Origin of the sequence: Pseudomonas syringae, from assembly GCF_023278085.1 — a bacterium.
Taxonomy (GTDB): Bacteria; Pseudomonadota; Gammaproteobacteria; order Pseudomonadales; family Pseudomonadaceae; genus Aquipseudomonas; species Aquipseudomonas syringae_Q.
Genome location: NZ_CP066265.1, coordinates 3,657,279 through 3,683,424, shown reverse-complemented (window position 1 = coordinate 3,683,424; position 26,146 = coordinate 3,657,279). Strand labels below are relative to the sequence as shown.

At 59.1% G+C, this 26,146-nt stretch carries 27 protein-coding genes and 1 tRNA gene; 15 read left to right on the top strand and 13 right to left on the bottom strand.

Annotation, left to right across the window (positions count from 1 at the left end):
• Positions 1 to 4: 4 nt before the first annotated feature.
• Positions 5 to 1,438 carry a M48 family metalloprotease gene (locus I9H07_RS16335; RefSeq protein WP_024672410.1) on the bottom strand — a complete coding sequence of 478 codons (1,434 nt, stop codon included), beginning with the start codon at positions 1,436 to 1,438 and terminating at the stop codon, positions 5 to 7.
• A 153-nt stretch (positions 1,439 to 1,591) separates the two neighbouring features.
• On the opposite strand from I9H07_RS16335, the gene I9H07_RS16330 reads away from it, so the two are divergent.
• Positions 1,592 to 1,843: a sulfurtransferase TusA family protein gene (locus tag I9H07_RS16330; protein ID WP_024672409.1), complete on the top strand. Its 252-nt coding sequence runs from the start codon at positions 1,592 to 1,594 to the stop codon at positions 1,841 to 1,843.
• 34 nt (positions 1,844 to 1,877) lie between these two features.
• Positions 1,878 to 2,948 carry an AI-2E family transporter gene (locus I9H07_RS16325; protein WP_024672408.1) on the top strand — a complete coding sequence of 357 codons (1,071 nt, stop codon included), beginning with the start codon at positions 1,878 to 1,880 and terminating at the stop codon, positions 2,946 to 2,948.
• A gap of 45 nt (positions 2,949 to 2,993) precedes the next feature.
• Here I9H07_RS16325 and I9H07_RS16320 read toward each other — a convergent pair whose 3' ends face one another.
• Both I9H07_RS16320 and I9H07_RS16315 read right to left on the bottom strand, forming a co-directional pair.
• Entirely contained in the window at positions 2,994 to 3,467 is a 474-nt protein-coding gene (locus tag I9H07_RS16320) for a peroxiredoxin (protein WP_024672407.1), read from the bottom strand.
• A gap of 9 nt (positions 3,468 to 3,476) precedes the next feature.
• Complete coding sequence (locus tag I9H07_RS16315) at positions 3,477 to 4,040, bottom strand: glycine cleavage system protein R (protein ID WP_024644464.1); 564 nt, start codon at positions 4,038 to 4,040, stop codon at positions 3,477 to 3,479.
• Positions 4,041 to 4,365: 325 nt separating this feature from the next.
• On the opposite strand from I9H07_RS16315, the gene dapA reads away from it, so the two are divergent.
• The 5 genes from dapA (at position 4,366) to I9H07_RS16290 (ending at position 8,060) form a co-directional block, all read left to right on the top strand.
• On the top strand, positions 4,366 to 5,244 hold the full coding sequence (gene dapA / locus I9H07_RS16310; RefSeq protein ID WP_024672406.1) for a 4-hydroxy-tetrahydrodipicolinate synthase: 879 nt from the start codon (positions 4,366 to 4,368) through the stop codon (positions 5,242 to 5,244).
• Between the two features lie 18 nt (positions 5,245 to 5,262).
• Positions 5,263 to 6,381, top strand: coding sequence for an outer membrane protein assembly factor BamC (gene bamC / locus I9H07_RS16305; RefSeq protein ID WP_024672405.1), 1,119 nt, complete (start codon positions 5,263 to 5,265; stop codon positions 6,379 to 6,381).
• Complete coding sequence (locus I9H07_RS16300) at positions 6,382 to 7,140, top strand: MBL fold metallo-hydrolase (protein WP_058392426.1); 759 nt, start codon at positions 6,382 to 6,384, stop codon at positions 7,138 to 7,140. It abuts the gene before it with no gap.
• A 28-nt stretch (positions 7,141 to 7,168) separates the two neighbouring features.
• A complete protein-coding gene (gene purC, locus I9H07_RS16295; protein WP_002552594.1) occupies positions 7,169 to 7,879 on the top strand; it encodes a phosphoribosylaminoimidazolesuccinocarboxamide synthase in 711 nt (236 codons plus the stop codon).
• A 91-nt stretch (positions 7,880 to 7,970) separates the two neighbouring features.
• A tRNA-Ser gene (locus tag I9H07_RS16290) sits at positions 7,971 to 8,060 on the top strand.
• A gap of 150 nt (positions 8,061 to 8,210) precedes the next feature.
• Here the strand turns inward: I9H07_RS16290 and I9H07_RS16285 are convergent.
• Entirely contained in the window at positions 8,211 to 9,332 is a 1,122-nt protein-coding gene (locus tag I9H07_RS16285) for an alkene reductase (RefSeq protein WP_024644469.1), read from the bottom strand.
• A gap of 75 nt (positions 9,333 to 9,407) precedes the next feature.
• Positions 9,408 to 10,598: an MFS transporter gene (locus I9H07_RS16280; RefSeq protein ID WP_236425573.1), complete on the bottom strand. Its 1,191-nt coding sequence runs from the start codon at positions 10,596 to 10,598 to the stop codon at positions 9,408 to 9,410.
• A 108-nt stretch (positions 10,599 to 10,706) separates the two neighbouring features.
• On the opposite strand from I9H07_RS16280, the gene I9H07_RS16275 reads away from it, so the two are divergent.
• Positions 10,707 to 11,648, top strand: coding sequence for a LysR family transcriptional regulator (locus tag I9H07_RS16275; RefSeq protein WP_058824089.1), 942 nt, complete (start codon positions 10,707 to 10,709; stop codon positions 11,646 to 11,648).
• Positions 11,649 to 11,713: 65 nt separating this feature from the next.
• Here the strand turns inward: I9H07_RS16275 and I9H07_RS16270 are convergent, their stop codons facing one another.
• Positions 11,714 to 12,682 carry an LLM class oxidoreductase gene (locus I9H07_RS16270; RefSeq protein ID WP_236425574.1) on the bottom strand — a complete coding sequence of 323 codons (969 nt, stop codon included), beginning with the start codon at positions 12,680 to 12,682 and terminating at the stop codon, positions 11,714 to 11,716.
• Between the two features lie 327 nt (positions 12,683 to 13,009).
• On the opposite strand from I9H07_RS16270, the gene gvpU reads away from it, so the two are divergent.
• The 6 genes from gvpU to I9H07_RS16240 all read left to right on the top strand — a co-directional run bounded on the left by gvpU (position 13,010) and on the right by I9H07_RS16240 (position 19,976).
• The gene (gene gvpU / locus I9H07_RS16265; RefSeq protein WP_024672400.1) at positions 13,010 to 13,492 is read left to right on the top strand and encodes a gas vesicle accessory protein GvpU; all 483 of its coding nucleotides are present in this window, start codon (positions 13,010 to 13,012) and stop codon (positions 13,490 to 13,492) included.
• 320 nt (positions 13,493 to 13,812) lie between these two features.
• Entirely contained in the window at positions 13,813 to 15,504 is a 1,692-nt protein-coding gene (locus I9H07_RS16260; RefSeq protein WP_024672399.1) for an NAD-dependent malic enzyme, read from the top strand.
• Positions 15,505 to 15,766: 262 nt separating this feature from the next.
• On the top strand, positions 15,767 to 17,404 hold the full coding sequence (locus tag I9H07_RS16255; protein ID WP_058824086.1) for a phosphoethanolamine transferase: 1,638 nt from the start codon (positions 15,767 to 15,769) through the stop codon (positions 17,402 to 17,404).
• 132 nt (positions 17,405 to 17,536) lie between these two features.
• Positions 17,537 to 18,670 carry a ribonuclease D gene (rnd, locus tag I9H07_RS16250; protein ID WP_058392431.1) on the top strand — a complete coding sequence of 378 codons (1,134 nt, stop codon included), beginning with the start codon at positions 17,537 to 17,539 and terminating at the stop codon, positions 18,668 to 18,670.
• Entirely contained in the window at positions 18,667 to 18,960 is a 294-nt protein-coding gene (locus I9H07_RS16245; protein WP_024672396.1) for a YcgL domain-containing protein, read from the top strand. The genes rnd and I9H07_RS16245 overlap by 4 nt, the downstream gene beginning before the upstream one ends.
• A gap of 83 nt (positions 18,961 to 19,043) precedes the next feature.
• Complete coding sequence (locus I9H07_RS16240; RefSeq protein WP_024672395.1) at positions 19,044 to 19,976, top strand: D-2-hydroxyacid dehydrogenase; 933 nt, start codon at positions 19,044 to 19,046, stop codon at positions 19,974 to 19,976.
• A 65-nt stretch (positions 19,977 to 20,041) separates the two neighbouring features.
• Here I9H07_RS16240 and I9H07_RS16235 read toward each other — a convergent pair whose 3' ends face one another.
• Positions 20,042 to 20,635, bottom strand: a complete 594-nt coding sequence (locus I9H07_RS16235; protein WP_024672394.1) for a nitroreductase family protein — start codon at positions 20,633 to 20,635, stop codon at positions 20,042 to 20,044.
• Positions 20,636 to 20,847: 212 nt separating this feature from the next.
• Here I9H07_RS16235 and I9H07_RS16230 point away from each other — a divergent pair, with 212 nt between their 5' ends.
• Entirely contained in the window at positions 20,848 to 21,297 is a 450-nt protein-coding gene (locus I9H07_RS16230) for a YcgN family cysteine cluster protein (protein WP_024672393.1), read from the top strand.
• A gap of 4 nt (positions 21,298 to 21,301) precedes the next feature.
• On the opposite strand, the gene I9H07_RS16225 is transcribed toward I9H07_RS16230, so the two are convergent.
• The 6 genes from I9H07_RS16225 to I9H07_RS16200 form a co-directional block, all read right to left on the bottom strand.
• Positions 21,302 to 21,682 (bottom strand): YgaP family membrane protein, encoded by a 381-nt coding sequence (locus tag I9H07_RS16225; protein ID WP_024672392.1) that lies wholly within the window; start codon positions 21,680 to 21,682, stop codon positions 21,302 to 21,304.
• 92 nt (positions 21,683 to 21,774) lie between these two features.
• Positions 21,775 to 22,275: an RNA methyltransferase gene (locus I9H07_RS16220; protein WP_236425744.1), complete on the bottom strand. Its 501-nt coding sequence runs from the start codon at positions 22,273 to 22,275 to the stop codon at positions 21,775 to 21,777.
• A 215-nt stretch (positions 22,276 to 22,490) separates the two neighbouring features.
• Positions 22,491 to 23,375 carry a copper resistance protein B gene (locus I9H07_RS16215; RefSeq protein ID WP_236425745.1) on the bottom strand — a complete coding sequence of 295 codons (885 nt, stop codon included), beginning with the start codon at positions 23,373 to 23,375 and terminating at the stop codon, positions 22,491 to 22,493.
• Positions 23,376 to 23,386: 11 nt separating this feature from the next.
• Positions 23,387 to 25,108, bottom strand: coding sequence for a copper resistance system multicopper oxidase (locus I9H07_RS16210; RefSeq protein ID WP_236425746.1), 1,722 nt, complete (start codon positions 25,106 to 25,108; stop codon positions 23,387 to 23,389).
• 105 nt (positions 25,109 to 25,213) lie between these two features.
• Entirely contained in the window at positions 25,214 to 25,588 is a 375-nt protein-coding gene (locus I9H07_RS16205) for a YajD family HNH nuclease (RefSeq protein WP_002552611.1), read from the bottom strand.
• A 66-nt stretch (positions 25,589 to 25,654) separates the two neighbouring features.
• Positions 25,655 to 26,131: a cyclic nucleotide-binding domain-containing protein gene (locus I9H07_RS16200; protein WP_024672388.1), complete on the bottom strand. Its 477-nt coding sequence runs from the start codon at positions 26,129 to 26,131 to the stop codon at positions 25,655 to 25,657.
• Positions 26,132 to 26,146 lie beyond the last annotated feature (15 nt).

Sequence of the window (26,146 nt, the reverse complement as noted above, 5' to 3'; positions counted from 1 at the left end):
ATGATCAGTTCATCATGTCCTTGACCATGCGTTCCTGCTCGATCAAATCCTTCTGCCGGGCATCAATGCGCGACGCCAACTGAAAGTTGTTGGCGGCGCGACGTTTGGCGAAGTCCAGCTGCTGGATCGCCTGACGAAAATCGCCAACCAGCGCAAAGTACTCGGCGCGGGCCTGATGCAGGCCGATCGTGTTGCCATTCAGGCCACGGGTTTCCGCCACGACGTACCAGATGTCCGGATCGTCCGGGCGCGTCTTCAGCAGTGCTTCAAGGCTTTTCTCCGCTTCGGCGGTACGGTTCTGTTTGAGCAGCACGTCGATACGCACATCGTTGAGCGGGTAATTGGCCGGGTACAGCGTCAGCATGCGATCGACCCGCTGCTGGGCATCTGCCAGCCGGTTGTTGGTGATGTCCAGATCAATCTGCGTCAGGTTGTAAGTGATGTCATTGGGAGATTTTTCAAGCAGCGGCTTGAGGCCTTCTCTCGCTTCATTAAGCTGTCCGCCTTTGATCTGCGCGATGGCCAGCCCGTAACGCGCAGCATCGGAATTCGGGTTTTCAACCAGTTGGGCGCGGAAGCGCTTGGCGGCGATGCCCGGGGTTTCCTCATAGATCAGCGCGACGCGAGCGCGCATCAGTTGATACAGCAGGCTGTCTTCCTTGCCGCCTGGCTTGGCCTGTTCGGCACGGTTGCGGGTGTCGGCGATTCGCGATTCGCTGACCGGGTGAGTCAGCAGAAATTCCGGAGGCCTGGCGTCAAAGCGATACTGGCGCATGAGGCGCTCGAACATCGTTGGCATGTTGCGTGGGTCGTAGCCGGCCTTTTCCAGGTTGAGGATGCCGATGCGGTCTGCTTCCTGCTCATTCTGGCGCGAGAAGCGGCGCTGTTCCTGAATGGCGGCGGCCTGTGAACCGGCAATGGCGGCGATCCCGGCGTCACCGGCGCCTGCCGCGGCCATGACGATGCCGGCCAGCATAGCGGCCATGACCGGCACCTGCATTCGTTGCTGAGCTTCTATGCCCCTGGCGAAGTGGCGCTGTGACAAGTGCGCCAGCTCGTGGGCCAGCACCGAGGCGTATTCACCTTCGGTCTGGGCGTTGAGAAACAGGCCGCCATTGACGCCGATGATTCCGCCCGGCGCGGCAAAGGCGTTGAGCTGCGGGCTGTTGATCAGGATGAATTCAAGTCGGCGGTCCTGCACCTGACTGGTTTCAGCCAGCCGATAGACCGTGGTTTCTACGTAGTCCTTGAGTTGCGGGTCCGACAGTTGGCCCACCTGGCCGCGCAGCAGTCCCAGCCACGCACGGCCAAGGCGATGCTCCTGTTCCGGGGAGACAATTGAAGAGCTGGCGTCGCCAAGTGATGGCAAGTCATCAGCCATGCCATGCGTTGCGAACAGGCAGGCGAGGGTGAGCAGTGTGGGGCGCAAAAAATTCATGCACGAAGCTCTGGTCAGAAGAACCTGTACTGTAGCTGGCTGAATGGCGTGCTGACCAGAGTGAGGTATTCTTGCCGACCTGTTTGGCGAGCCTTTTCGGACCTGATTTGTGATGCTGCTTTGTAATTCAATGTGTCTGCCTGGAGAGAAACAATGTCTGACGCTGTAGCGCGCCCCGACACATGTGACGCTGAACTGGATGCCAGCGGTCTCAATTGTCCGTTGCCCTTGCTGAAAGCCAAGATGGAACTCAATCGTCTGGCCAGCGGCGCAGTGCTGAAAGTGATCGCCACCGACGCTGGTTCGCAGCGTGATTTTCGAACCTTTGCCAGGCTTGCCGGGCATGAGCTTTTACATGAAGAAGTCGACGCGGGCGTTTATCGCTTCTGGCTTCGCAAGGCTTGATCCGCCGGCGCTATTTTTCCGAAAAGGAAGTTTGATGTTCAACGTGCTTCGCAACTGGATGCAACGCTATTTCTCTGACGAAGAGGCAGTGGTACTCGCGGTCTTGCTGGTTTTGGCGTTCACTCTGGTTCTGACTCTGGGCGGAATGCTCGCCCCGGTTCTGGCCGGGCTGGTCCTGGCGTTTCTGATGCATGGCCTGGTCAGTCTTCTGGAGCGTCTGCGGATGCCGGAGATGGCCGCTGTCGGCGTGGTGTTCACGTTATTCATCGGCGTACTGCTGGTATTCCTGCTGGTGCTGGTGCCGCTGCTCTGGCATCAGATGATCACGCTGTTCAACGAACTGCCGGGCATGTTTGCCAAGTGGCAGTCGGTGTTGCTGCTGCTGCCGGAGCGCTACCCGCATCTGGTGTCCGACGAGCAGGTTCTGCTGGCCATCGAAGTGGCGCGGGGCGAAGTCGGAAAAGTCGGCCAGCTGGCGCTGACGTTCTCGCTTTCCAGCCTGCCGGTGCTGGTCAACCTGATGATCTATCTGGTGCTGGTGCCGATTCTGGTGTTCTTCTTCCTCAAGGATAGGCACATGATTCGTCGCTGGGCGCGGGGCTACCTGCCACGCGAGCGGGCACTGCTCAATCGTGTGGCTGATGAGATGAAGCGCCAGATTGCCAATTACATCCGTGGCAAGGTCATCGAAATCTTTATCTGCGGTGGCGTGACCTACGTCGCCTTCGTCGCGCTCGGTCTCAATTACGCCGCGTTGCTGGCGATGCTGGTGGGCATATCGGTGGTCGTGCCGTACGTCGGCGCAGTGGTGGTGACCGTGCCGGTGGCGCTGATCGGCCTGTTTCAGTGGGGCTGGGGTGATCAATTCATCTATCTGATGATCGCCCACGGCATCATTCAGGCGCTGGATGGTAACGTTCTGGTGCCGCTGCTGTTTTCCGAAGCCGTCAATCTGCACCCGGTCGCGATCATCTGCGCCGTGCTGTTGTTCGGAGGGTTGTGGGGCTTCTGGGGGATCTTCTTTGCGATTCCGCTGGCGACCCTGTTCAAAGCCGTACTCGACGCCTGGCCGCGCAATGAGCCCCCGGTAGCGCCTCTGCTTTGAAGTTGCGCTGCGGCGCCTTGCGCGCCGCAGCGGTGATCCGGCCGATCAGCCTTTGTTGAGGGCTTCGGCCTGAGCCAGCACCTCGGCGACATGGCCCGGCACCTTCACGCCACGCCATTCCTGGCGCAATACGCCTTCCTTGTCGATCAGGAAGGTGCTGCGGTCAACGCCCAGGTATTCCTTGCCGTAGAGCTTCTTGAGCTTGATCACGTCGAAGAGCTGGCACACGGCTTCGTCCTTGTCCGAAATCAGCTCGAACGGGAAGGACTGCTTGGCCTTGAAATTCTCGTGCGTCTTCAGGCTGTCGCGAGAAACACCCAGCACGACGGTATTGGCTGCCTGAAAACTGGCGATGTGATCACGAAAGTCCTGGCCCTGAGTCGTGCAGCCGGGCGTGTTGTCTTTCGGATAGAAATAAATCACCACCTGCTGACCCTTCAGTGCAGACAGATCGATCGTCTGCCCGCTGGTCGCGGGTGCCTGAAAGTCGGGAACCGGTTGATCTACTGTAACGGTCATGGGGACTCCTTACATTGGGGCTTGTGGGCGCCAGGGTTCGATCAGTGCGTCCAGATTCAGCGCGTCGGCGAAATCGAGAAACTGATCGCGCAGCCAGCTGATTTGCGTGCCGGCCGGCAGCGTGACAGTGAACGTGGCGTTGAGCATCGTGCCACCGGTCTGTGGCGCCTGGTACGTATCGCAGATCAGGTTTTCCAGCTCGACGTTATGGTCGATGAAGAACTGGCACAGCTCATTGATGATGTCCGGGCGGTAGGCCGAACTCACGTAAGCCACGTAGGGCAGGGCCTCCGGACGGCTTTCCAGCGTGGCGCTGCGCACGACGCTGGTCGTGAACGCATGCTTCTTGGAAAGCCCCGGCAAGCCGGTTTCAAGACGTGCCAGAGCGTCCCAGCTACCGGAGACCTGAAGGATCAGCGCGCTGCACTCGCCATGGCGAGTCAGGCGCGAGGTCACTACCGAGCAACGGTTTTCATGGCTGGCACGGCACAGGACGTTGGTCAGCTCCATGGGGTTGGCGCCAAGGGCACTGATGACAAGGAATTGTTCGCGAACTGTGGGGGTGGACGACATGCAGCATTCCTAGACGATGAGCGGTCGGTACTTTTTCGGACCTGCGGGGCTGTTTCGACAATCGGTGTCGCGAACTATCGATCCGGGTCCCGGAGCGCCTGACCTGCATGGACATGCCATGAGCAGGCTGGAGTGCACAGGAACGGGGCTTCTGGCGACAAATTCGACCGATTGAGCGAGGTGCGCAGATGACCAGTACCGATCAAAGGACGAAGGGTAGCGAAAACCATCGCTGAGGGGAATGCTCAGAGCGTGGTACTTCGCTTGTACAAGGCTGATAGCGCCAGTACCATTACCGCTCTCTTTTTCCGGCAGGAGCGGTTGCATGATTGCGGGCAGTATGGTGGCACTGGTCACACCAATGGATGCACAAGGTCGTCTGGACTGGGACAGCCTGAGCAAACTGGTTGACTTCCACTTGCAAGAGGGCACCAACGCCATTGTTGCCGTCGGCACCACCGGTGAATCGGCGACGCTGGATGTGAACGAACACATCGAAGTCATCCGCCGTGTGGTCGCTCAGGTTGCAGGTCGTATCCCGGTCATCGCCGGCACAGGCGCCAATTCGACGCGCGAAGCGGTCGAACTGACCACCAACGCCAAGACTGCTGGCGCTGATGCGTGCCTGCTGGTAACGCCTTATTACAACAAGCCGACCCAGGAAGGCCTGTTCCAGCATTTCAGCCACATCGCCAATGCCGTCGACATCCCGCAGATCCTCTACAATGTGCCAGGCCGTACAGCCTGCGACATGTTGCCGGAGACCGTTGCGCGTCTGTCGACCGTAAAAAACATCATCGGTATCAAGGAAGCCACTGGTAACCTGCAGCGCGCCAAGGACATCTTGGCCAGCGTCAGCAGCGATTTTCTGGTGTACTCCGGTGACGACGCCACAGCTGTCGAATTGATGCTGCTGGGCGGCAAGGGCAATATCTCCGTCACCGCCAACGTTGCACCGCGCGCCATGAGCGAGCTGTGTGCGGCCGCCATGCGTGGCGATGCCGCGACTGCACGGGCGATCCACGAGACGCTCATGCCGCTCAATAACACCCTGTTCATCGAATCCAACCCTATCCCCGTGAAATGGGCTTTGCATGAAATGGGTCTGATGCCAGACGGTATCCGTCTGCCGCTGACCTGGCTCAGCCAGGCCTGTCACGAACCGCTGCGTCAGGCCATGCGCCAGTCCGGCGTCCTGGTTTAATTGAGGAAGTATCACGCAATGAAGCGATTGGCCGGACTTTCCGCACTTGCTCTTATCATCTCCAGCACCAGCGGTTGCGGTTGGCTCTGGGGCGAAGATGGTTACTTCCGTGATCGCGGCAGCGATTACCTTCAAGCCACCCAGACCCCACCGATGCAGTTGCCTGCTGACGTCACTGGCGTCAAGCGTATGGACCCGTTGTTGCCGATCCCGCGCAACGTGGCTGACAGTACGCAGAAAGAGGGCGAATACACGGTCCCTCGTCCGCAGCCGCTGGCCACGACTTCCGAGTCGAGCGATTTCAGTCTGCAGAAGAGCGGCGACGCACGCTGGATCCTGGCGCAGCGCCAACCTGCCGAAGTCTGGCCGGTGGCTCACCAGTATTTTGAAGACAACGGTTTCCGCATCGCTGAAGAGCGTCCGCAGACTGGCGAATTCAGTTCTTCCTGGCAGCGTCTTGATGAGCTGTCCGCCTCGGTTTCCAAGCGTCTGAGTGCCGCTGGCGTGGCCGCCGATGCCGAAACCCGCGTGCGGGTGCGTATCGAACCCGGCGTGCAGCGCAATACCAGTGAAGTCTACGTGGTCAGTGTCGAGCGTCCTGCCGGCAGCACTGCCGACGTGGCGTTCCCGAACCGCACCACCAACCTGGGCCTTGACGCTGCACTGACTGACGATCTGCTCGCCAGCATGGGCCGTAACGCTGAAAAAGGCGGATCGGTGTCCCTGTTGGCCGCGCGTGACTACGATACCCCAAGCCGCGTCGCGCTCAGCGAAGACGGCAGCGGCAACCCGGTATTGAATCTGGGTGCCGATCTGGACCGTGCATGGTCGAGCGTCGGCCGTGCGCTGGATCAGGGCGACTGGCGTGTAGAAGACATCAACCGCAGCCTGGGCCTGTACTACATCAACCTGGCCGAGAAGGCGAAAACGCCTGATAACGAGCCTGGTTTCTTTGGTCGCATGTTTGGCAGCAAGTCCAGCAAGGAAGAGATCGATGCCCGCGCCGAGCGCTATCAGGTTCGCCTGAGCAAGGTGGGTGACAACGTTCAAGTGACCGTCGAGAAGAACATCAATACCGTCGCGCCAGCAGATATTGCTCGCCGGGTGTTGAGTGTCATTCAAGACAACCTGGGTTAAGTGCGTTTCGCAGTGCTCGGCAGCGGCAGTCGTGGCAACGGCACGCTGGTCGCAAGCAACGATACGTACGTACTGGTCGACTGCGGTTTCTCCCTGCGGGAAACCGAGCGACGCCTGGCTCGTCTGGGCGTCGCGGCCAGCCAGTTGAGCGCCATTCTGGTGACCCACGAGCATGCGGATCATGTGCATGGCGTGGGATTGCTGTCGCGGCGCTACGATGTGCCGGTCTACCTCAGCAGTGGCACCTTGCGCGGGATGCGCAAGCCGGTCGAAGCGGCGGGGTTGTTGGCGGGCGGGGAGAGTGTGCAGATCGGATCACTGGACATCGATGTGGTGTCCGTTGCTCACGATGCACTTGAGCCGACGCAGTTTGTCTTCAACGACGGCAAGCGCAAATTCGGCCTGCTGACTGATCTGGGCTCTTACTGTTCCAACGTGCTGCAGCGTTATCAGGGTCTGGATGCCTTGATGATCGAGGCCAACCATTGTCGCGACATGCTTGCCCGAGGTCAGTACCCGGTCTTCCTCAAGCAGCGCGTCGGTTGTGAAACAGGGCATTTGAACAATCATCAGGCTGCCAGCCTGGTGAGCGAACTGGGATGGCAGGACCTTCAGCACCTGGTGCTGGCGCATCTCAGCAGCAAGAACAACCTGCCGCATCTGGCCCGACAATGTTTTGTCGACACCCTCGGATGCGACCCGGACTGGCTGCAACTGGCCGACCAAGATTCAGGGCTTGACTGGCGACATATCGCCTAGCCCAACTACTTAGCAAGCGGAGCCCATCATGGAAAAACGTGAAGAACTCTACCGCGGCAAAGCCAAATCGGTTTACAAGACCGACGACGCTGACCGCTTGATCCTGCTGTTCCGCAACGACACCTCAGCGTTCGACGGCAAGCGCATCGAACAGCTCGACCGCAAAGGCATGGTGAACAACAAGTTCAACGCCTTCATCATGCAGAAACTCGAAGAGGCGGGCGTTCCGACCCAATTCGACAAGCTGCTGGGCGACAACGAGTGCCTGGTCAAGAAACTGGACATGATCCCGGTCGAGTGCGTCGTGCGTAACTACGCCGCTGGCAGCCTGGTCAAGCGTCTGGGCATCGAAGAAGGTACCAGGCTCAATCCGTACACCTTCGAACTGTTCCTCAAGGACGACGCCAAGGGCGACCCGTTCATCAACGAATCCCACGTTGTGGCATTCGGTTGGGGCACCGCCGAGCAACTGGTGCGCATGAAAGAGTTGTCGATCAAGGTCAACGAAGTCCTGACCAAACTGTTCGACGACGCCGGCCTGCTGCTGGTCGACTTCAAACTGGAGTTCGGCGTATTCCACGGTGAAATCGTCCTCGGCGACGAATTCAGCCCGGACGGCTGCCGTCTTTGGGACAAAGATACCCGCAAGAAAATGGACAAGGACCGCTTCCGCCAGGGTCTGGGCGATGTCATCGAAGCTTACGAAGAAGTCGCAAACCGTCTGGGCGTGCCGCTGTAAGCGGAAAAAACACGCAAGCGCTTGATAGCACGAAAAAAATCAGCGGAAGGGCTTCGCCTTCTGCGCTGATGCTGTTATCATTCGCGCCGTTGGAGAGATGCCAGAGTGGCCGAATGGGACGGATTCGAAATCCGTTGTACCTTCACCGGTACCTAGGGTTCGAATCCCTATCTCTCCGCCATTATTTATCCTCAAAGCCCCGCAATGCGGGGCTTTTTGGTTTCCAGGATTTGATGATCCTCAGCTCAGTCACTCACTTCTATCCTGGGAGGCGACTTTCACTGTGAGGCCAGCCGAGGCAACGCTCGAACGCGGCGCCCCGGCCAGTGGGTCAAGCGCGGTAAGGCGCGTAGTCGATGTAGCCGTGCGCATCGCCACCGTAGTAGCTGTCACGGTCCGGGGTGGTCAGCGGCCAGCCGTTTTTCAGCCGGGCGACCAGGTCGGGGTTGCCGATGAAGGGCTGGCCAAACGCAGCCAGGTCGATCAGGTTTTCCTCCAGCAATGCATCAGCGCGTTCGCGGGTCATGTCGCCGGCGAGGATCAGCGCGGTGTCGCCCAGTTCGGCCTTGCAGTGCTTGAGCAGTTTGCGTAGTGCCTGCTCCTGTGCCGCCGAGCTTTCTTCGGCCATGAAGAAGTGCGTCTGGTCCATGACGTGTACGTAGGCGATGCCGCGTTCGCGCATGCCTGCACACAGCGCCGAGTAGGTTTCGTCGATCTCTGGGTAGAGCGGCATGTCGAACAGCTGGCCATAGGGCGAGATGCGGATACCAACGCGGTCGGCACCGATTCTGGCGCAGGCGGCATCGACCACTTCGAAGACGAAGCGCAGGCGGTCTTGCAGGTTGCTCGCGCCGTACTGATCGGTGCGGTCATTGACCAGCGGGTTGATGAATTGCTCCAGCAGGTAACCATTAGCGCCGTGAATTTCCACGCCGTCGAAACCGGCGTCCACTGCATTCTGCGCGGCTTGGGCGAAATCCTCGACGACTCGCGCCACTTCTTCGGTGGTCAGCGGGCGCGGCACGGAGGTGGGCACGAAGCCGGGTTCGCCGTCTTCGCCATAGCCGAACGCTACTGCGCCCTGGGCTTGTTTGGTGGTGGCGCTGACCGGTGCTTTGCCGTCGATCTGGATCGAGGTGTGGGACACCCGGCCAACGTGCCAGATCTGCGCGAACATGCGACCGCCGACGCTGTGGACCGAGTCGGTCACCAGCTTCCAGCCCTGGATCTGCTCCGGGGTGTATATGCCTGGGTTGAACAGGTAGCCCTGGCCTTCGCGCGAGATCGGCGTGCCTTCCGAAACGATCAAGCCTGCGGTGGCACGCTGGGTGTAGTGCAGAGCAATCTGTTCGGTGGCAATGTCCTGGGGCGCGCGCGAGCGGGTCATGGGCGCCATGACCACGCGATTGCTGAGGGTCGTGTTGCCGAGTTTGAATTCGTTGAACAGCGTCAAGGCAATCTCTCCTGTGAATAGGGAATCAAAAGGGCAATGAAGACGGCGGCCTTGGGGAAGGCCGCTGTCAGCGGATTACTGGCGACGCATCATCAGCAGCGCAACGATCACGGCCAACGCGGCAATCAGGGTAGCGATGACGCCAATCGAGGCGATGCCGAAGTGGCCGATACCGACGCCACCGATAATGGCGCCCAGGCCGATGCCTGCATTGGCGGCAGAAATGTTCATGGTCGCGGCCAGCGCCTGAGCCTGCGCTCCGGCCTGCATGACCCGCACCTGGCAGACCACGAACAGCGCGGTGTAACCGATACCCCACGCCATCAGCGCGACGATCAACCAGATGTGATAAGGCGCCAGTGGTACCGCCGCAACCATGCCTGCCCCGGCAAGGACCAGGAACACCACCGTCGCGAGGAGAGGCTTGCGGTCCACCATGCTACCGCCCAGGTGATTACCGACCATACCGATCGCACCGAAGCCCATTAGCCACCAGCCAACCTGCCCTGCCGGGATGTTGCCCAGACGTTCAAGGATGTCTGCCAGATAGGTGTAGGCAGTGAAGAGCGCGGTGAAGGTCAGAATCGACAGCAGCAAGTGAGCCAGGAAACGCGGTTGGCGCAGGATCGCTGTTTGCTTCTGATCAGGATGCGACCCGGCGGATACCGGCAGCTTCGGCATCACCAGATGCATCAGCACGCCGATGAAAAAGGAAGTCCCGGCCAGGATCCAGAAGCTCCCGCGCCAGCCGACCGAATCGGCAGCCAAGGTGCCCAGTGGTACGCCGAACACCAGCGCGGCGGTGATGCCCAGGTATACGCGGCCTACCGCCTTGCCCGATTGGCCAGGGCTTGCCAATTGTCCGGCAGTTTCACTGGCGGTACCCCAGAACACCGGCAGGGCCAAGGCCGGGATGAAGCGCGCCAGCGCCAGCACCCAGATGTTGGTGGAGACCGCCGCCAGCACATTGGAGGCGGCAAACACCATAAGAATCAGGGTGAAGAGCTTTTTGCGTTCAACGTGGGCCAGCTTGGCTGTGAGCACAGGCCCGAACAGCATGACAGTGAAGGCGAACAGGGTGACGACCTGTCCAGCAAGAGCAATCGAAATGTTCAGATCACGGGACAAGGCCGGTAGAAGGCCGACGATCAGAAACTCAGTGGTCACGATAATAAAAGCCGCGATCGCCATGATCAGGATTGATAGCCCTGAGCGTGAGGTATCGGCCGGTGCCAGTGCGGCGCTGGCCGTGGATGAGGACTGCATGATGCTTAACTCCAAACAGGTTTTGGCATAGTCTATTGGAGAAATGGTGTTTTATTTTGGCCGGTTTCTATCAAGTGAATGGAATGAAATTCAATAATCGGAGTGCCTATGTTTTCGTCTGAACGCCTCAAGGGTATCGATGTGTTTGTCATCGTCGCCGACATGGGCAGCTTCACGGCCGCAGCTGAACGGTTGAACCTGACCAACTCGGCGATCAGCAAGAGCATTGCGCGATTGGAGGGGCGTCTGCGCACCCGGCTGTTTGAGCGCACTACGCGTCGGTTGTCGCTCACCGAAGCAGGGGAAACCTTCTACCGTACCTGCACAACGGTCCTTTCGGATCTGGAGGAAGTCGAGATTGCGCTGACTTCAATCCACACCGAGCCGCAGGGCAAGGTGCGCATTGATTTGCCTGCTTCGTATGGACGTTTACATGTCCTGCCGTTGATTCTTGATTTCATGAAGCAGCACCCGAGGTTGCAGCCTCATGTGTCTTTTTCCGATCGGTACGTCGACCCGGTGCACGAGGGCATCGATATTGTCGTCAGGATCGGCGGTTCAGATGCCTGGCCTGCCTCCATAGGTCACCAGTTTTTTGGAACACAGAAGCTGATTTTCTGCGCGGCGCCCGAGTATGTGAAGCAACATGGCGAGCCCAAAACGGTGTCAGACCTCGATGCCCACCAGTGTATCGGCTATGGGCAAAATGACGGGATGGCCATCCCTTGGTATTTCAAGGGCCGCCAACCCGGGGATAGGGAGCGCAGGATCATGCATCCGCACATTGCCGTGGGAGACGGAGAAGGTGAGGTGATGGCGGTGTTGGCAGGGCTCGGCATCGCTCAGCTACCGACTTGGCTGGCTCAGGTGCATCTGAATAGCGGCAGGCTGGTGGAGGTGCTGCCGGATCACGCTACCGAAGGCCTTCCCATGAATCTTGTCTGGCTTCGAAGCCGCGAGGCGCTGCCAAAAGTCAGTGCTCTGGTTGCCTACCTGGGAGCCAATCTCACGCCTGCCGGGCGTGTTGATCGCAGCTTGAATAATCTTTGAATCGAGATGACGAACCCGGTGACAAAAGCCTCGCGCAACGACGCAGCTGAGAGTGCCCAGAAGCCTCAGCCTGGTGTTATGGAAAACTCGGGGAGAATGTGCTCCTGGAGTTCATCGATCACCTCCAGAGATGGGCGCCGCGTGGGCTTGAGGTTCAATGCAACATGATTGATTCCGGCTTCGCGTTGCCGAGACAAGAAGTCTTTCAGCGCCTGTCGACCGCCCCGTAGCACTCGCCCCGTTTGTAGTGGCGCGTCAGGATTGGCGTCGAGGTCGAACATTGCGCCGTAGCCGAAAGGGACAAATCCCCTGGAAGCGGTTGCTTCACGCCAATGCGGTACAGCCTCCGGCATGCGTAGCGCGTCTCCGTGCCAGATCCAGGCATCTACATTTGCCGCAAGCCACTCCAGGCTCTGTCCGGCACGACCGATGGCAATGATAGGGACCCGTTGAGCTGCGGGTTTTGGCACCAGATCGATATCGCCCCGCAGCTGGCCGAAATGCTCTGTCTTCAGGCGCGGAAATGACTCTGAAAGCAGCGTTTTGACCAGCGTTACCGCTTCCTGATAGCGTTGAGCCCGGCTCGCAAAGTCGACGCCGAAAGCCGGGTACTCTGTTGCCCGGTCACCCGAAGCCATGCCAGCGAGAAAGCGGCCTCCCAAGAGTTGGTCCGCCGTAGCGATCTGCTTGGCGGTGATCACTGGCTCTCGCAACGGGCTGACGATGCCTGCGGTGCCGACGGCGATTCTAGTAGTGAGCGCCGCCAGCCAGCCAGCGTAGACCATCGGATCAAGGACCTGGCCGGTGTCGCCAAATGACGGATCGTAAAACGGCACATCCCGCAGCCAAAGCGCCGCAGCATCGCTCTGATCGAGGCGCTGTACTATCTCGGCCTGGTCTTCCAGGCTAGGAAAAGGGCCGTCAGGATAGCCTCGCGCGGGCGAGATGAATCCGATGGTCAACTGATCAGGCTGGAATGTACAGCTGAACGCCGTATGGTTCTCTAGGCCGAGCGATTGATTTTTCTGAATCATCCCTTTTACTCCGTTTCGGAAATAGATCGCTCGATTCTATAGGTGACCTCCAGGCTGATCTCAGATCTTTTGGATCAGTAATGGTGAAAAAAAATCACGAGTATGGTCTCTCCAGCACTGACTGCAACGGCGTTGATCGCGCGTTCTCCCATGAAGCACTGAGTCATCTGGCAGGGCGCTCGCCTCTAACGTAAGGACGGCGAAACCATGGGGCTCTTTGCCCGACTCCATCGCCCCGTCGAAAACTAATCAGCCCCCTCGGTTTCGCTTTCCCCCGATCTGATCTATACCTTGGGTTCAACGTTTTGTGAGGCGAGGAGCTATCTGATGTCGGACGTAGATCAAGTGCAAAAGTCGCAACCTTCCCCCAGTCAGAGCCACGATGACGTGATCGCCCAGTTCAAGTGGCAGGGCAAGCAGATCGACTGGCTGCTGCAATGGCTGGTCAAGTTCGTAGCCAATACCAAGGTCGAGATGGGCGTGACGCTGTCGGTGGGCGGGAATCTGGTTTCCGGGCACCTTATTTCCCATGACACGTATTTCGAGCAATTGGCCGAGGATATGTCTGCGCCGTTCAGTCAGTTCAGCAACGGCACCGATGCATCCATGAAGGAAATGATCCTTTCTTTCAAGCCGGGCGAGTCGTCGGAAGACACGCCTGCATTCCACTTCATTCACTTGAAGGACTGCCGGACCTATTCCACGGACGGCAATCCGATCTGTGACGCGGGCGTTTTGTGGCGCGGCAGGATCTCTGCCGTTGATGGTTTCACCATTGGCCTCATTGCCGAAAAGCCGGACGCATCCTGACGGCTCCGGGCCCTGGCGATGGTCGGGGCTTTTCTCTCTCAACCTGATGGCGCCTTCCAGCCAGCGATGACGATTCGCCGGCTGCTTAAGCGCGTCTGCGTCATTGTCGCGGCCCTGCGTTGCGTGACAAGTTGCGTGACAAATTGTCGCAACCGATCTTCAGGCGAGTAATATGTGCTCCCTGACCTTACCCGCCGAATGGTTTCGGCATGGCCTGATTGAGAACTGGCTACCAGAAAAAACAATAAGAAATGAGCCAGGCTGCCCGCCTCGGTCGACGTACAGAATCAATGAGTAGACGAAAAAGGCGATTAGAGAAAATGACCAAGACTTCGCGACCTTTATACATTTCCTACGCAGGCCCATCGCTGCTGGAAATGCCCCTGCTGAACAAGGGCAGTGCCTTTACCCCGCAAGAGCGGGTCGAATTCAATCTGATCGGGCTGCTGCCGCAGAACGTCGAGACCATCGAAGAGCAAGTCACCCGGGTCTACAGCCAGTACAAACAGTGCGCGAGCGACCTGGACAAGCATATTTACCTGCGTTCGATTCAGGACAACAACGAGACGCTGTTTTTCCGATTGCTGGATTCGCACCTCGACGAGATGCTGCCGATCATCTACACCCCGACGGTGGGGCAGGCGTGTCAGGAGTTTTCCAAGATCTATCGCACCCATCGCGGCCTGTTCATTTCCTACCCTGAGCGCGACCGCATTGACGACATTCTGCGCAGTGCTACCAAGGACCGGATCAAGATTATTGTCGTGACCGACAGCGAGCGAATTCTCGGCCTGGGCGATCAGGGCATCGGCGGTATGGGTATCCCGATCGGCAAGCTGTCGCTGTATACCGCCTGTGGCGGGATCAGCCCGGCCTACACCTTGCCCATCGTGCTGGATGTCGGCACCAACAACCGCGAACTGTTGGACGACCCGATGTACATGGGCTGGCGTCATGAGCGGGTAACCGGCAAGGAATACGAAGACTTTATCGCGCTGTTCATTGATGCGGTGCAGCGTCGCTGGCCGGATGTGCTGTTGCAGTTCGAAGATTTCGCCCAGTCCAACGCCATGCCGCTGCTTGAAAAGTATCGCGACGAGCTGTGCTGCTTCAACGATGACATTCAGGGCACCGCTTCGGTGGCCGTGGGTACGTTGCTGGCGGCCTGCAAGGCCAAGAATGAAACCCTCGGCCAGCAGAAGGTTGTATTTGTCGGTGCGGGCTCGGCAGGTTGCGGGATCGCCGAACACATTATTGCGGCGATGCGCATCGAAGGGCTGAGCGAAAGCGAAGCGCGCCAGCGTATTTTCATGGTTGATCGCTTCGGCCTGTTGACCGAAGGCATGGACAATTTGTTGGACTTCCAGCGGCGTCTGGCGCAGAAAACGGCTGACGTATCTGGCTGGATCGCGGGCGACGAGGTATTCCCGCAGTTGCTCGATGTGGTGAGCCATGCCGGGGCGACGGTGTTGATCGGCGTGTCCGGCCAGCGTGGTCTGTTCACCGAGCAGGTCATTCGCGAAATGCACAAGCATTGCGCCAAACCGCTGGTCATGCCGTTGTCGAACCCGACCTCCAAGGTCGAGGCCACGCCGGAGGAAATTCTGCGCTGGACTGACGGCAATGCACTGGTCGCGACCGGAAGCCCGTTTGCGCCGGTCGAGATCAATGGTCGTATCGTACACATCGCCCAGTGCAACAACTCCTACATCTTCCCCGGTATCGGCTTGGGTGTGGTGGCTTGCAAGGCAACGCGCATCACTGACCGCATGCTCATGGCAGCGTCCAATGCGCTGGCTGAATGTTCGCCGATGGTTACCGGGCAGGGTGACGCGGTGCTGCCGCCGCTCAAGGAAATCCAGCAGGTCAGTCGCAAGATCGCGTTGGCGGTTGCCAGGGAAGCCCAGTCAGAAGGGCTGGCACTGGAAACGTCGGACGAAGCACTGCAGGCGGCCATCGAGCGTAATTTCTGGTTGCCGCACTATCGCACCTATCGCCGTCGTTCGGTTTGATCGTCGCGGTCAGGCTGATCCGGTCTGCTCGACTGCAACGTTGATCAAGATGCCTTCGCACGCTGGCTGCGAAGGCATTCCTGCCGCGAAGTTCATGGGTTTTACAATCCTGTTTCCTTCACTGTGAAATAAGCTTCATTCAACCCAACGGTCATATGTTTTTCACATAAAATTGATGGCGCGCTGCCTACAGTGCCCGCCATCGGGGAGTTGCCTGGCTCCTGTTGCACCCGATGAATACCAACTTGATAAGCAGATCACAATGCCGACACCCAGAGCACTACGTCCAGAAGTTGTAACCCTGTTTGCCAGTGGCTTTCTGTTGCTGGGTTTCAATATCAACATGTGGCAACATCTTTTCGCAATTACCAGCGTTGATGCCAAAGGCGTTGCCATGCGCTTTGCCTTCGGGTTGATGGTGTTTTGTGTATTCAATATATTCTTGACGCTGTTGGCGTTTCAGCGTGTGTTTAAACCCGTGATGATCTTTCTGTTTATGGTCAGCGCAGGGGTTGTTTATTTCATGACGGAATACGGTGTCATGATTGATGCGGGCATGTTTCGTAACTTTGCCGAAACCAATGCGACCGAAGTTCAAGGTTTACTGTCCTTGAAACTGGTCTTGTATATCGCGTTATTGGGTCTGCTGCCGTCGCTGATACTGTGGAAGACCCCGATCAGTTATCGTCGCTGGCACCGCGAGCTGTTCAGCAAGCTGGTGGTTGGCGTAGTCTGTTGCGCTGCGATCGGCGGGGCGGCGATGGCCAATTATCAGGGCTTGTCATCGTTGTTTCGCAATCACCATGAGTTGCGTCTGATGGTCGTACCGAGCAATTATATCGGCGCTTCTGTGGAGTATCTGCGTGAGCAGGTCGTCTCCGCTCAGCGTCCATTCGTCAAGATTGGCGAGGACGCCAAGCGCTCCCCTGACTGGGCCTCACACACCCGCAAGTCGCTGACCGTGCTGGTGGTCGGCGAAAGTGCCCGTGCTGAAAACTTCGGGATACTCGGCTATGGCCGTGACACCACGCCCAACCTGAACAAGGAGAGCGGGTTGGTGGCGTTTACCGATGTTTATTCCTGTGGCACCGAAACCGCAGTGTCGGTGCCTTGCATGTTTTCCAGCATGGGCCGCAAGGACTACAACGCAAGCGTGGCGCGTAATCAGGAAGGCTTGCTGGATGTGTTGCAGCGCGCAGGCATAGATGTCATCTGGCGCGACAATCAGTCCGGCTGCAAGGGCACCTGTGACCGGGTGAAGTTCCAGGATGTCAGCGACCTCAAGGACCCGCTGTTGTGCAACAGTCACGAGTGCCGGGACGAGATTCTGTTGCAGGGCTTGCAGAACTTTATCGACAGTCTGGATAAAGATACCGTTCTGGTGTTGCACCAGATGGGCAGTCACGGGCCGGAATACTTCAAGCGCTATCCCAAGGAATTTGAAAAGTTTACGCCAGTGTGTGAAAGCAACGCGCTGAACAATTGCAGTCGGGACACTATCGTCAATGCGTATGACAATACGCTGCTGTATACCGATCATGTGCTGTCGAGCCTGATCGATCTGTTGCGCAAGAACCAGGACAACGTCGATACCGCCATGGTGTATTTGTCGGACCACGGTGAATCACTCGGCGAGTACAACCTGTTCCTGCACGGTACGCCTTATGTTCTGGCCCCTGATCAGCAAAAGCATGTGCCCATGATGATCTGGCTGTCCGACACGTATCAGAAGTCCTTCTCAGTCACCCCTGACTGTCTGGCAAAGCAGCGCAATGCGCCGTTGAGCCAGGACAATCTTTTTCACTCGATGCTGGGTCTGTTGAAGGTCGACACCAAGGTTTATAACCCGAGCCTGGACATGTTCGCGACGTGCCGCAGTGGGGCGGGCAAAGCTGACTAGGTCACGCTCGCGCCACACATGTCCTCCTTTCAGCCTGTCATTTGCATGAAGATCGGCCAGACGTGGACGACAGACGCGCGATAACCTTCAATGACGATATATACTGCGCGCCATTGTTCAAGGGAGAGCCGTGTGGCCATCGATATTCACTGGATTCGCGACGACGACAGCCTCGCCCTGCATTGCGCACAATGGCAGTCGCTGTCTTTTGTCGCGCTCGACACCGAGTTCATGCGGGTCGACACCTTCTACCCGATAGCCGCGTTACTGCAGATTGGCGACGGTAAAAGCGCCTGGCTGATTGATCCACTGCTGATCAACGACTGGCGACCCCTGTCTGCGTTGCTTGAAAACCCCGACGTCATCAAAGTGGTTCATGCGTGCAGCGAAGACCTCGAAGTCCTGCTGCGCCTGACCGGCAGCCTGCCGGTTCCGCTGTTTGATACCCAATTGGCAGCCGCTTACCTGAACCTCGGGTTTTCCATGGGCTATTCGCGTCTGGTGCAGGAAGTGCTCAGCATCGACCTGCCCAAGGGCGAGACCCGTTCCGACTGGCTGCAACGTCCGTTGTCGGAGACGCAGATCAGCTACGCCGCCGAAGATGCGGTGCACCTTGCCGAGCTGTTCGCGATCCTGCGCCCGCGTCTGTCCGATGACAAATACGCCTGGCTGCTGGATGACGGCGCGGAACTGGTTGCCAACCTGCGCCGTGAAGTTGACCCGTACGAGGTCTACCGCGACGCCAAACTGGCCTGGAAGCTGTCCCGCGCCCAGTTGGCGGTACTGCGCGAGCTGTGCGCGTGGCGTGAGCGTGAGGCTCGTGCCCGCAACCTGCCGCGTAACCGCATTGTGCGTGAACATTCGCTCTGGCCGCTGGCCAAGACCCAGCCGGATAACCTCGGTGCGCTGGCGCGGATCGAAGACATGCACCCACGTACCGTGCGGCATGACGGCGAGTTTCTGCTGGAGCTGATCAAGACGGCGAGCAGCCTGCCGCCGGAAGCGTGGCCGCCTGCGCTGCCCGAGCCACTCCCGGTCGACGCCGCCGGTTCGATCAAACGCCTGCGCGCGATTGGCCAGCAGTACGCCGAGAAAATGGACATGGCGCCCGAGCTGATGCTGCGCAAGAAGACCCTCGAAGCGCTGCTCAAAAGCGGCTACCCCGACGGTCCTTATCAATTACCCGATTCGTTGCGTGGCTGGCGTCGCGAATTGATGGGTCAGGCGCTGCTCGATAGCCTGGCTACCCCCGGAGAACAGTCTTGAAGCGTATCTGCTCGATTTATCGCAGCCCGAAGAAAAGCGAGATGTACCTCTACGTGCTGAAGAGCGATGTTCTCAAGCGTGTACCGCCAGAACTGCTGGTGGCGTTCGGCAAGCCGGTGCATGCCTTTGATCTGGTGCTGAGCCCCGAGCGGGCGCTGGCGCGCGAAGACATCAATCTGGTGCTGGAGAACCTCGACAGCCAGGGCTATCACTTGCAGATGCCTCCGGCCGAAGACGAGTACATCGAGCACTTGCCCGAAGAACTGCTGCGCCGTAACGACCCCATGTGATCGTTGCTGTTGTTGTAGATCGTGTTGTAAAGCGGCCCACATCGGTTGTGGGTCGCCTGTCCCGTTTTTAAGGTTTTTGAAACATGCGCGTTCTGATTGCCGAGCACGATTACCCCGTTTATACCCAATTGTTGCGCAAGGCTGCGCCCGGGCTGGAAGTCTTCAGCAGCGGTGACTCCGCCGAGCTCTCGCGGATGGCCAACGACTGCCCGGTCTGGCTGGGACAGCCGGACCTGATGGCCAATCTATTGCGCCAGGGACACAAGCCGCAGTGGTTGCAATCCACCTGGGCCGGGATCAACCCGCTATTGATGGGCGGTCTGTCGCGGGATTATCGCCTGACCCGGGCCGTGGGCATTTTCGGTCAGGTCATGGCTGAATTCGTTTTGACCTACATGCTCGGTCACGAGCGTGAGGTGCTGGCGCGCTTGATGAGTCAGGTCGAGCGCAAGTGGGACAACCGCACCGGGCAAAGCCTTGCGGGCCGCAAAGCGTTGATCGTGGGGGCCGGTGATATCGGCCAGCGCGTTGCCGAGTTCCTCGTGCCGTTCGGCGTACAGGTTTACGGGGTGGCGTCTACCGCGCGGACCCAGCAGCCGTTCATTGAAGTGGCTGCGCTGTCGGACATCGAACGTCTGCTCGGCGAAATGGACTACGTCATCAACCTGCTGCCCAACACCCCGGACACTCACGACCTGTACGACGCGAAGCTGTTCGCCGCTTTCAAGCCGACGGCGCTGTTCATCAACGTCGGGCGCGGCGTAGCGGTGGTGGATGCGGATCTGGTCGAAGCCTTAAGGGTAGGGCATCTGGCGGGCGCGGTGATTGACGTCTGTCGCCAGGAGCCGTTGCCACAGCGGCACCCGTTCTGGACGGCATACGGTCTGCTGCTGACCGGTCACAGTTCGGCACCGACATCTCCGGTCGCCATGACCGAGCTGTTCGTGCATAACCTGAACGCGTTTCAGGCCGGAGAAGCCTTGCGCGGAGAAGTGGATTTCTCGCGCGGCTATTGAGCCTGTTGTGAGCGAGCCGACACATCACGCGTCGGCTCGCGGTCTTCTACCGCAGAAAAAATCAGTTACAGCGAAAAATCACCCTCAGCCGCAAGTTCTGCCAGCGGTTTGCGCGGGCTAGGTACTTCGCGACCTTGCAGGTAATCCGGCAGCGTCGACTTGTCGCCCAGTTTGCCTATCGCCACGGCGGCATGCAGTGCGTAGCCCTCTGGAATATTCAGCTCCTTGCGGGTCAGATCCTGATCGAAACCGGCCATGCCGTGGGTGTGCCAGCCGCTCAGACTGGCCTGCAATGCCAGATAACCCCATGCCGATCCGGTGTCGAACGTGTGCCACAAGGCCGGGCCTTCTTCTGTTGCGCCGGGTGCGGTGAAGGTGGTCTTGGAAATGACGATCACCAATGCCGCAGCATGCTGTGCCCAGCTACGGTTGAACTCGTTCAACAGACCCAGATAACGCTCCCAGTTTGGTGTGTCGCGACGCGCATACAGAAACCGCCAGGGTTGCGAGTTATAGGCGGACGGCGCCCAGCGTGCGGCTTCGAAGAAGCTCAGCAGGGTTTCCTGATCAATGCTTTCGCCACTGAAGGCACGGGGCGACCAGCGTTCGGTGAATTGCGGGTCGATAGGGTGGTCGGCGATGCGAGGGTTTGTGCTCATGAAAAATCCTTGAAAGCGAAGGTGGAAAACGAGCGTGGCTGGATGGGCCGTGGTCGGCAGGCATCGACTGAACGCATCGGGAAACGCGTTAACGCTACTGTTTTGCTTTCCGGCTGACAAGTCCCGGCTACCGACAGTCGCAAAGGCTTGGCCCGCACCCTTTGTGCCTCTAGACTGGCGGCCTTTTCATTATCGATACCGTTGTCCGAACCATGGCCGCTACCGTTGAACCCTTCTGGATTCGCAAGACCCTCGACCAGCTCAATACCGAGGAGTGGGAGTCGTTGTGCGATGGCTGCGGTTTGTGTTGCCTGCAAAAGCTGGAAGACGAGGAAGATAACAGCGTCTATTACACGCGTATTGCCTGCAAGCTGCTGGACCTGACGACGTGTCAGTGTTCCGATTATCCGAACCGTCGCGCGTCAGTGCCGGACTGCATTCAGCTGACGCCGGGTCAGGCTGACGAATTCAAATGGCTTCCGCCGACCTGCGGTTATCGTCTGGTGAGCGAGGGCAAGGACTTGCCGCACTGGCATCATCTGGTGTGTGGTGATCGCACAGCCGTGCATCGCGAACGTATCTCCCAGTCCGGCCGTATGCTCAGTGAGAACACGGTGGCCGAAGACGACTGGGAGGATTACCTGATATTTCGCGCAGGTTGAACGTTTAGACGACCGGCTTGGGCTCGGTCAGCGCTTCTACGCCTTTGGCAACGGTATCCTTGACGGCGTTTTCTGCGTCGTCCTTGAGGTTGCTCAACTCGGCACCGGCACGTTCGATGGTCGAACGGGCGCTTTGCAGGTCGCTACGGCCTTTTTCCATCAGGCTTTTGGCCGAGCAATGACCGCTGATGCCGCGAGCCAGCGCTGCGCCGCCGATGGCCAACTGGATCAGACCCAGGAAGCCGCCACGACGGACGCCTTTGCCCATCAGCAGTACGCCGCCTGCCAGTGAGCCGATACGCTCCCAGCCTTGAACGTTTTGACGAGGGTTTTGCTGAAGCAGTTCAGGTGTGTCGATGCGTTCGATGATCGGTGTGTCGCGCATGATGGCTCTCCATGAGGCGGTAGGTCGAAGGTAGTCTTTTCGATTCAGAGAAACTGACTACCCACGAACAACACAGGTTCAATGCTTTTGTGTTAGCGGTCGTTCAACGGATCAGTTTTTTCGCGGCCGAACTGCGGGCCTGAACGGGTATTGATCCCCTTTGCCATGCGGTCGTAGAGCACGACGTTGACCGTGGCCGCCAGATTCATGCAACCCTCGGTGGGGATGTAGACCACGTCTTCGCACCAGTCGCGGGTCTCTTGATCCAGCGAACCGTCTTCCGGGCCGAAGATGTACAAGGCCCGATCAGGGTGGGTGTACTCAGGCAGAGCGCGGGCACCTTCCACCAGCTCCACGGCAACCGGAATGCAGCCCAGCGGCAGGATGCTCTTGAGGTCTTCGATGCCGATCAGCGGAATGTCCTGATGGATTTTCTTGGTGTCGGTAATGAAGTCCCGCGCTCGCTCATAGCGTTTACCGGTATAGAACACCGACGCCACGCCATAGCAGCCTGCCGCGCGCATGACGGAGCCGACGTTTTCCGGGGACTTGGGATTGTAAAGACCGATGCAGGCGTACCGTTTGTTGGCCACGGGGAGGGTGCTCTGGAGAAAACCGGGGATTATACGGCAGGCCTACAGCAATGCCATTTGCATTTCCGATGCCTAGGCTCTGTACGTAAAGTGGCTGCGCTCGGTGATGCTGCGTTAAAAACAGGCTCGGAATGCTCATTTACAACACGTAGACTCCGCTTCCTCGCCTGTTTTTGCCTTGCCTGACCTTCGCTCGCCGACTTTTCGTACAGAACCTAGAACCACATCCGCAAACCGACCACCAGCCGCGCCTCGGCAACATCGTCGCCTTCTTCGCGAGCATAGTCAGCGGTCTTGCCGTAGGACCGGTCCCAGGTCACGCCCACGTAGGGAGCAAACTGCGGGGTGATTTCATAGCGCAGTCGCAGGCCGAATTCGCTGGTAGACAGGCCTGAGCCATTGCCGCGTTGCGGGTCATTTTTGCCGTAGAAATTCAGCTCTGCGGTGGGCTGCAGCACCAGATTGTTGGTCAGCAACAGGTCGTAGTCGGCTTCGAGGCGCGCAGAGGTCTGCCCGGCTTCGCCAATGAATGCCGTGGCTTCGATATCAAGGTCCGAAATCGCCTGCCCCTGAAGGCCGAAAGCCGCCCAGGTTTGCGGCGCGCCAGGTTTGAAGTCCTGGCGTGCCCCAGCGACCACATCCCACGACGGGCTGATGGCATGGCCCCACAACGCCTGTATTTCCGCCTCTTCGGTCTTGCCATTGGTCCGCTCGCCTTCGGAGCGCAGCACCAGCCGGTCGATATCGCCGCCAATCCAGCCGGACAGGTCCCAGGCCAGCGCGCTGCCGTCGTTTGCGTTCTGCCATTCCAGCTTGTCGGCCAGAAAGTAACTGTTGATGGCGCTGTCGTGAACCTGATGCCCGTTATGGCTGGTGTACACCGCAGCCCGGTCTGTATCGGTTATGGGCGGAATCGGTGTGCGGCTCTGCACTGGCGTGTCGTTGCTGTCAGCGGCGTCCATCGGCATCGAGTGGCTGCCGTGATCCATGCCCTCCATGCCCTCCATTCCGGCTGCCAGCGTCGCAGCCCAAGGCGTCATGGCCAGGCTTGCGCCCAATAGCAGGGCTGGCAGGCGCAGCGAGTTGGGCGATCCGTTCAACTGTAAGGTCCTCATTCTTGCACCCGCACTTCGCGAAACATGCCCATTTCCATGTGATACAGCATATGGCAGTGATACGCCCAACGGCCCAAGGCATCGGCAGTGACGCGGTAGCTGCGGCGCGATCCCGGTGGCATGTCGATGGTGTGTTTGCGTACCAGGAACTGGCCATGCTCGTCCTCGAGATCGCTCCACATGCCGTGCAGATGAATCGGGTGGGTCATCATCGTGTCGTTGACCAGCACGATGCGCACCCGCTCGCCGTATTTGAGCGTGACAGGTTCGGCGTCGGAAAACTTCACGCCGTTGAACGACCAGGCGAATTTTTCCATGTGTCCGGTCAGGTGCAGCTCGATGGTGCGGCCGGGCTCGCGGCCGTCGGGGTCCTGGAACGTACTGCGCAGGTCGGCGTAGGTCAGGACTCTACGCCCGTTGTCCCTGAGACCGATGCCCGGATCGTTGAGCTTTGGCGAGGTGCTCATGGCCTGCATGTCGACCAGCGGATTGTTGTTTTCGCTTTCCGGGTGCGACTGCATGGCAGGCATTGTCTGCATCGGCATCTTGCTGTGGTCCATGCCCGGCATTGAGTCATGGCTCATGTTGCCGTGGTCCATGGCCGCCATGCCGATATCCTCCATGCTCAGCAGTGGGCGCGGGTCGAGAGGCGGGATGACGGCTTGCAAACCCGGTTTGCTGGTCAGGGTGCCGCGGGCGTAGCCGGTGCGGTCCATTGACTGGGCGAACAGCGTGTAAGCGCCGTCAGCCGGCTCGACGATGACATCGAAGGTCTCTGCAACCGCAATGCGCAGCTCATCGACGACGACTGGCCTGACGTGCAAGCCGTCGCTGGCGACCACGGTCATTTTCAGGCCGGGGATGCGCACGTCGAAATAGGTCATCGATGAGCCGTTGATAAGGCGCAGACGGATGCGTTCGCCGGGTTTGAACAGCCCGGTCCAGTTCATGTTCGGCGCCTGGCCATTCATCAGGTAGGTGTAGGTCGCGCCGCTGACATCTGCCAGGTCGGTCGGGTCCATCCCCATCTGCGCCCACATCGTGCGCTCGGAGGTGGTCGCGCTCCAGCCTTTCTCGCTGACGTCGTTGATGAAATCGCCGACGGTGCGCTGGTTATTGTTGTAGTAGTCCGACTGCTTCTTGAGCTTTTTCATCACCCGCGCCGGGTCTTCGTCGGTCCAGTCGCTGAGCATGACCACGTGTTCGCGCTCGTAGCCGAACGGCTCCGGCTCTTTGGCGTCGATCACCAGCGGCCCGTAGACCCCGGATTGCTCCTGAAAGCCCGAATGGCTGTGATACCAGTACGTACCGTTCTGTTTGACCTTGAAGCGGTAGACGTACAGGCCGTCAGGCGCAATGCCGTCAAAACTCAGCCCCGGAACACCGTCCATGTTGGCGGGCAGGATGATGCCGTGCCAGTGAATGGAAGTGGTTTCGTCGAGACGGTTTTTTACCCTCAGGGTGACCGTGTCGCCTTCTTTCCAGCGCAGCAGAGGGCCAAGGACGCCGCCATTGATGGTCTTCGCGGTTCTGGCGCTCCCGGTGATATTGACCTTTGTTTCGCCGATGGTCAGATCGAACTCCGTGCCGGACAGTTCGTCAGGCTGGCCCGGATTCGGAAGTGCCCAGGCCGGACTGCGCCACAGCCCCAGCCCACCGAGGACGCCGCTGGCGGCAAGCCCTTTCACAAAGGTTCGTCTTGATGTTCGGGTGGGCATGGCGAGGTATCCGGTCAGGCTTGGCGGGCTAAAGGGTGGGTGGACAGGCGGGGCGGGAGACGCCGTTGTGCGGAGCGCTCCCGTTATTGCAGCCCGAAGGTGGGCTCACTCATCCTTCTTCATCAACCCGGCCAGTGCGGCGAACGGGTTGTGGGTGGCCTTGGCGGTTTTCGGTGTGCTCAGCGAGCCGTCGGCGAAGTATTGCTGGTCGGTGTAACGCGAATGCTCGTTATCGTGGCAATACAGGCACAGCAACTCCCAGTTGGAGCCATCCTGCGGGTTGTTGTCGTGATTGTGATCGCGGTGGTGCACGGTCAGTTCGCTGAGGCGTTTGCCGGCGAATTCACGCGCGCAACGGCCACACACATGTGGATACATGCGCAGCGCTTTGTCGCGGTAACCCATTTCGCGGTCGCGCTGGGCGTCGGCGAGGATGCGGTCCAGCTTGGCAGTATGGGAAGGAGGGTTGGCCGTGCTCATGGTGTCACCTGTGCGTGTGCGCATTGAAAGCGGAATGTCGGCAAGTTTAGCGCCTGATCGGCAATCTCACACCTGCTGGGAAAGTAATTGGCCGTCGACCATGCGCAAGCGCTTGGACAACGAGATGGCCAGCGCTCGAATGATCTTGGCGGCAATCTTTGGCGCGTCGTCAAGCATCTTGTCCAGTGAGTCGCGGCCCAGTATCAACAGCTGGCAACTGGTCGACGCAATGCAACTGGCCGAGCGGCGTTCGCCATCCAGCACTGCCATTTCGCCAAACGCACGGCCGCGGCGCAACACCGCGATTTCCACCTGTTGTCCGTCACCAGCGAGCTTCTGCACAGAGACGGTGCCCTGATGGATGATGCACATGAACGTCCCGGCATCGCCTTCAGCAAAGATGGTTTCGCCCTTTTCGATGTCGGTAATGCTGAAATACCCGGCCACGGTGAAGAAATCGCCGGGCAACAGGGTGTCGAACAGGCCGCAATCCAGCAGCATGTCGCGAATGGCGTTGTTCAGGTTGGACAGTGGTTCTGACATGTTCGGTCTGGTAAT

Coding starts and splice junctions, on each gene's coding strand:
- I9H07_RS16255 (WP_058824086.1), top strand. CDS start 15,767: ATGCCGACACCCAGAGCACTACGTCCAGAAGTTGTAACCCTGTTTGCC.
- I9H07_RS16200 (WP_024672388.1), bottom strand. CDS start 26,131: ATGTCAGAACCACTGTCCAACCTGAACAACGCCATTCGCGACATGCTG.
- I9H07_RS16315 (WP_024644464.1), bottom strand. CDS start 4,040: ATGTCGTCCACCCCCACAGTTCGCGAACAATTCCTTGTCATCAGTGCC.
- I9H07_RS16335 (WP_024672410.1), bottom strand. CDS start 1,438: ATGAATTTTTTGCGCCCCACACTGCTCACCCTCGCCTGCCTGTTCGCA.
- I9H07_RS16260 (WP_024672399.1), top strand. CDS start 13,813: ATGACCAAGACTTCGCGACCTTTATACATTTCCTACGCAGGCCCATCG.
- purC (WP_002552594.1), top strand. CDS start 7,169: ATGGAAAAACGTGAAGAACTCTACCGCGGCAAAGCCAAATCGGTTTAC.
- gvpU (WP_024672400.1), top strand. CDS start 13,010: ATGTCGGACGTAGATCAAGTGCAAAAGTCGCAACCTTCCCCCAGTCAG.
- dapA (WP_024672406.1), top strand. CDS start 4,366: ATGATTGCGGGCAGTATGGTGGCACTGGTCACACCAATGGATGCACAA.
- I9H07_RS16225 (WP_024672392.1), bottom strand. CDS start 21,682: ATGCGCGACACACCGATCATCGAACGCATCGACACACCTGAACTGCTT.
- I9H07_RS16330 (WP_024672409.1), top strand. CDS start 1,592: ATGTCTGACGCTGTAGCGCGCCCCGACACATGTGACGCTGAACTGGAT.
- bamC (WP_024672405.1), top strand. CDS start 5,263: ATGAAGCGATTGGCCGGACTTTCCGCACTTGCTCTTATCATCTCCAGC.
- I9H07_RS16235 (WP_024672394.1), bottom strand. CDS start 20,635: ATGAGCACAAACCCTCGCATCGCCGACCACCCTATCGACCCGCAATTC.
- I9H07_RS16275 (WP_058824089.1), top strand. CDS start 10,707: ATGTTTTCGTCTGAACGCCTCAAGGGTATCGATGTGTTTGTCATCGTC.
- I9H07_RS16210 (WP_236425746.1), bottom strand. CDS start 25,108: ATGCCCACCCGAACATCAAGACGAACCTTTGTGAAAGGGCTTGCCGCC.
- I9H07_RS16270 (WP_236425574.1), bottom strand. CDS start 12,682: ATGATTCAGAAAAATCAATCGCTCGGCCTAGAGAACCATACGGCGTTC.
- I9H07_RS16320 (WP_024672407.1), bottom strand. CDS start 3,467: ATGACCGTTACAGTAGATCAACCGGTTCCCGACTTTCAGGCACCCGCG.
- I9H07_RS16240 (WP_024672395.1), top strand. CDS start 19,044: ATGCGCGTTCTGATTGCCGAGCACGATTACCCCGTTTATACCCAATTG.
- I9H07_RS16230 (WP_024672393.1), top strand. CDS start 20,848: ATGGCCGCTACCGTTGAACCCTTCTGGATTCGCAAGACCCTCGACCAG.
- I9H07_RS16205 (WP_002552611.1), bottom strand. CDS start 25,588: ATGAGCACGGCCAACCCTCCTTCCCATACTGCCAAGCTGGACCGCATC.
- I9H07_RS16325 (WP_024672408.1), top strand. CDS start 1,878: ATGTTCAACGTGCTTCGCAACTGGATGCAACGCTATTTCTCTGACGAA.
- I9H07_RS16280 (WP_236425573.1), bottom strand. CDS start 10,598: ATGCAGTCCTCATCCACGGCCAGCGCCGCACTGGCACCGGCCGATACC.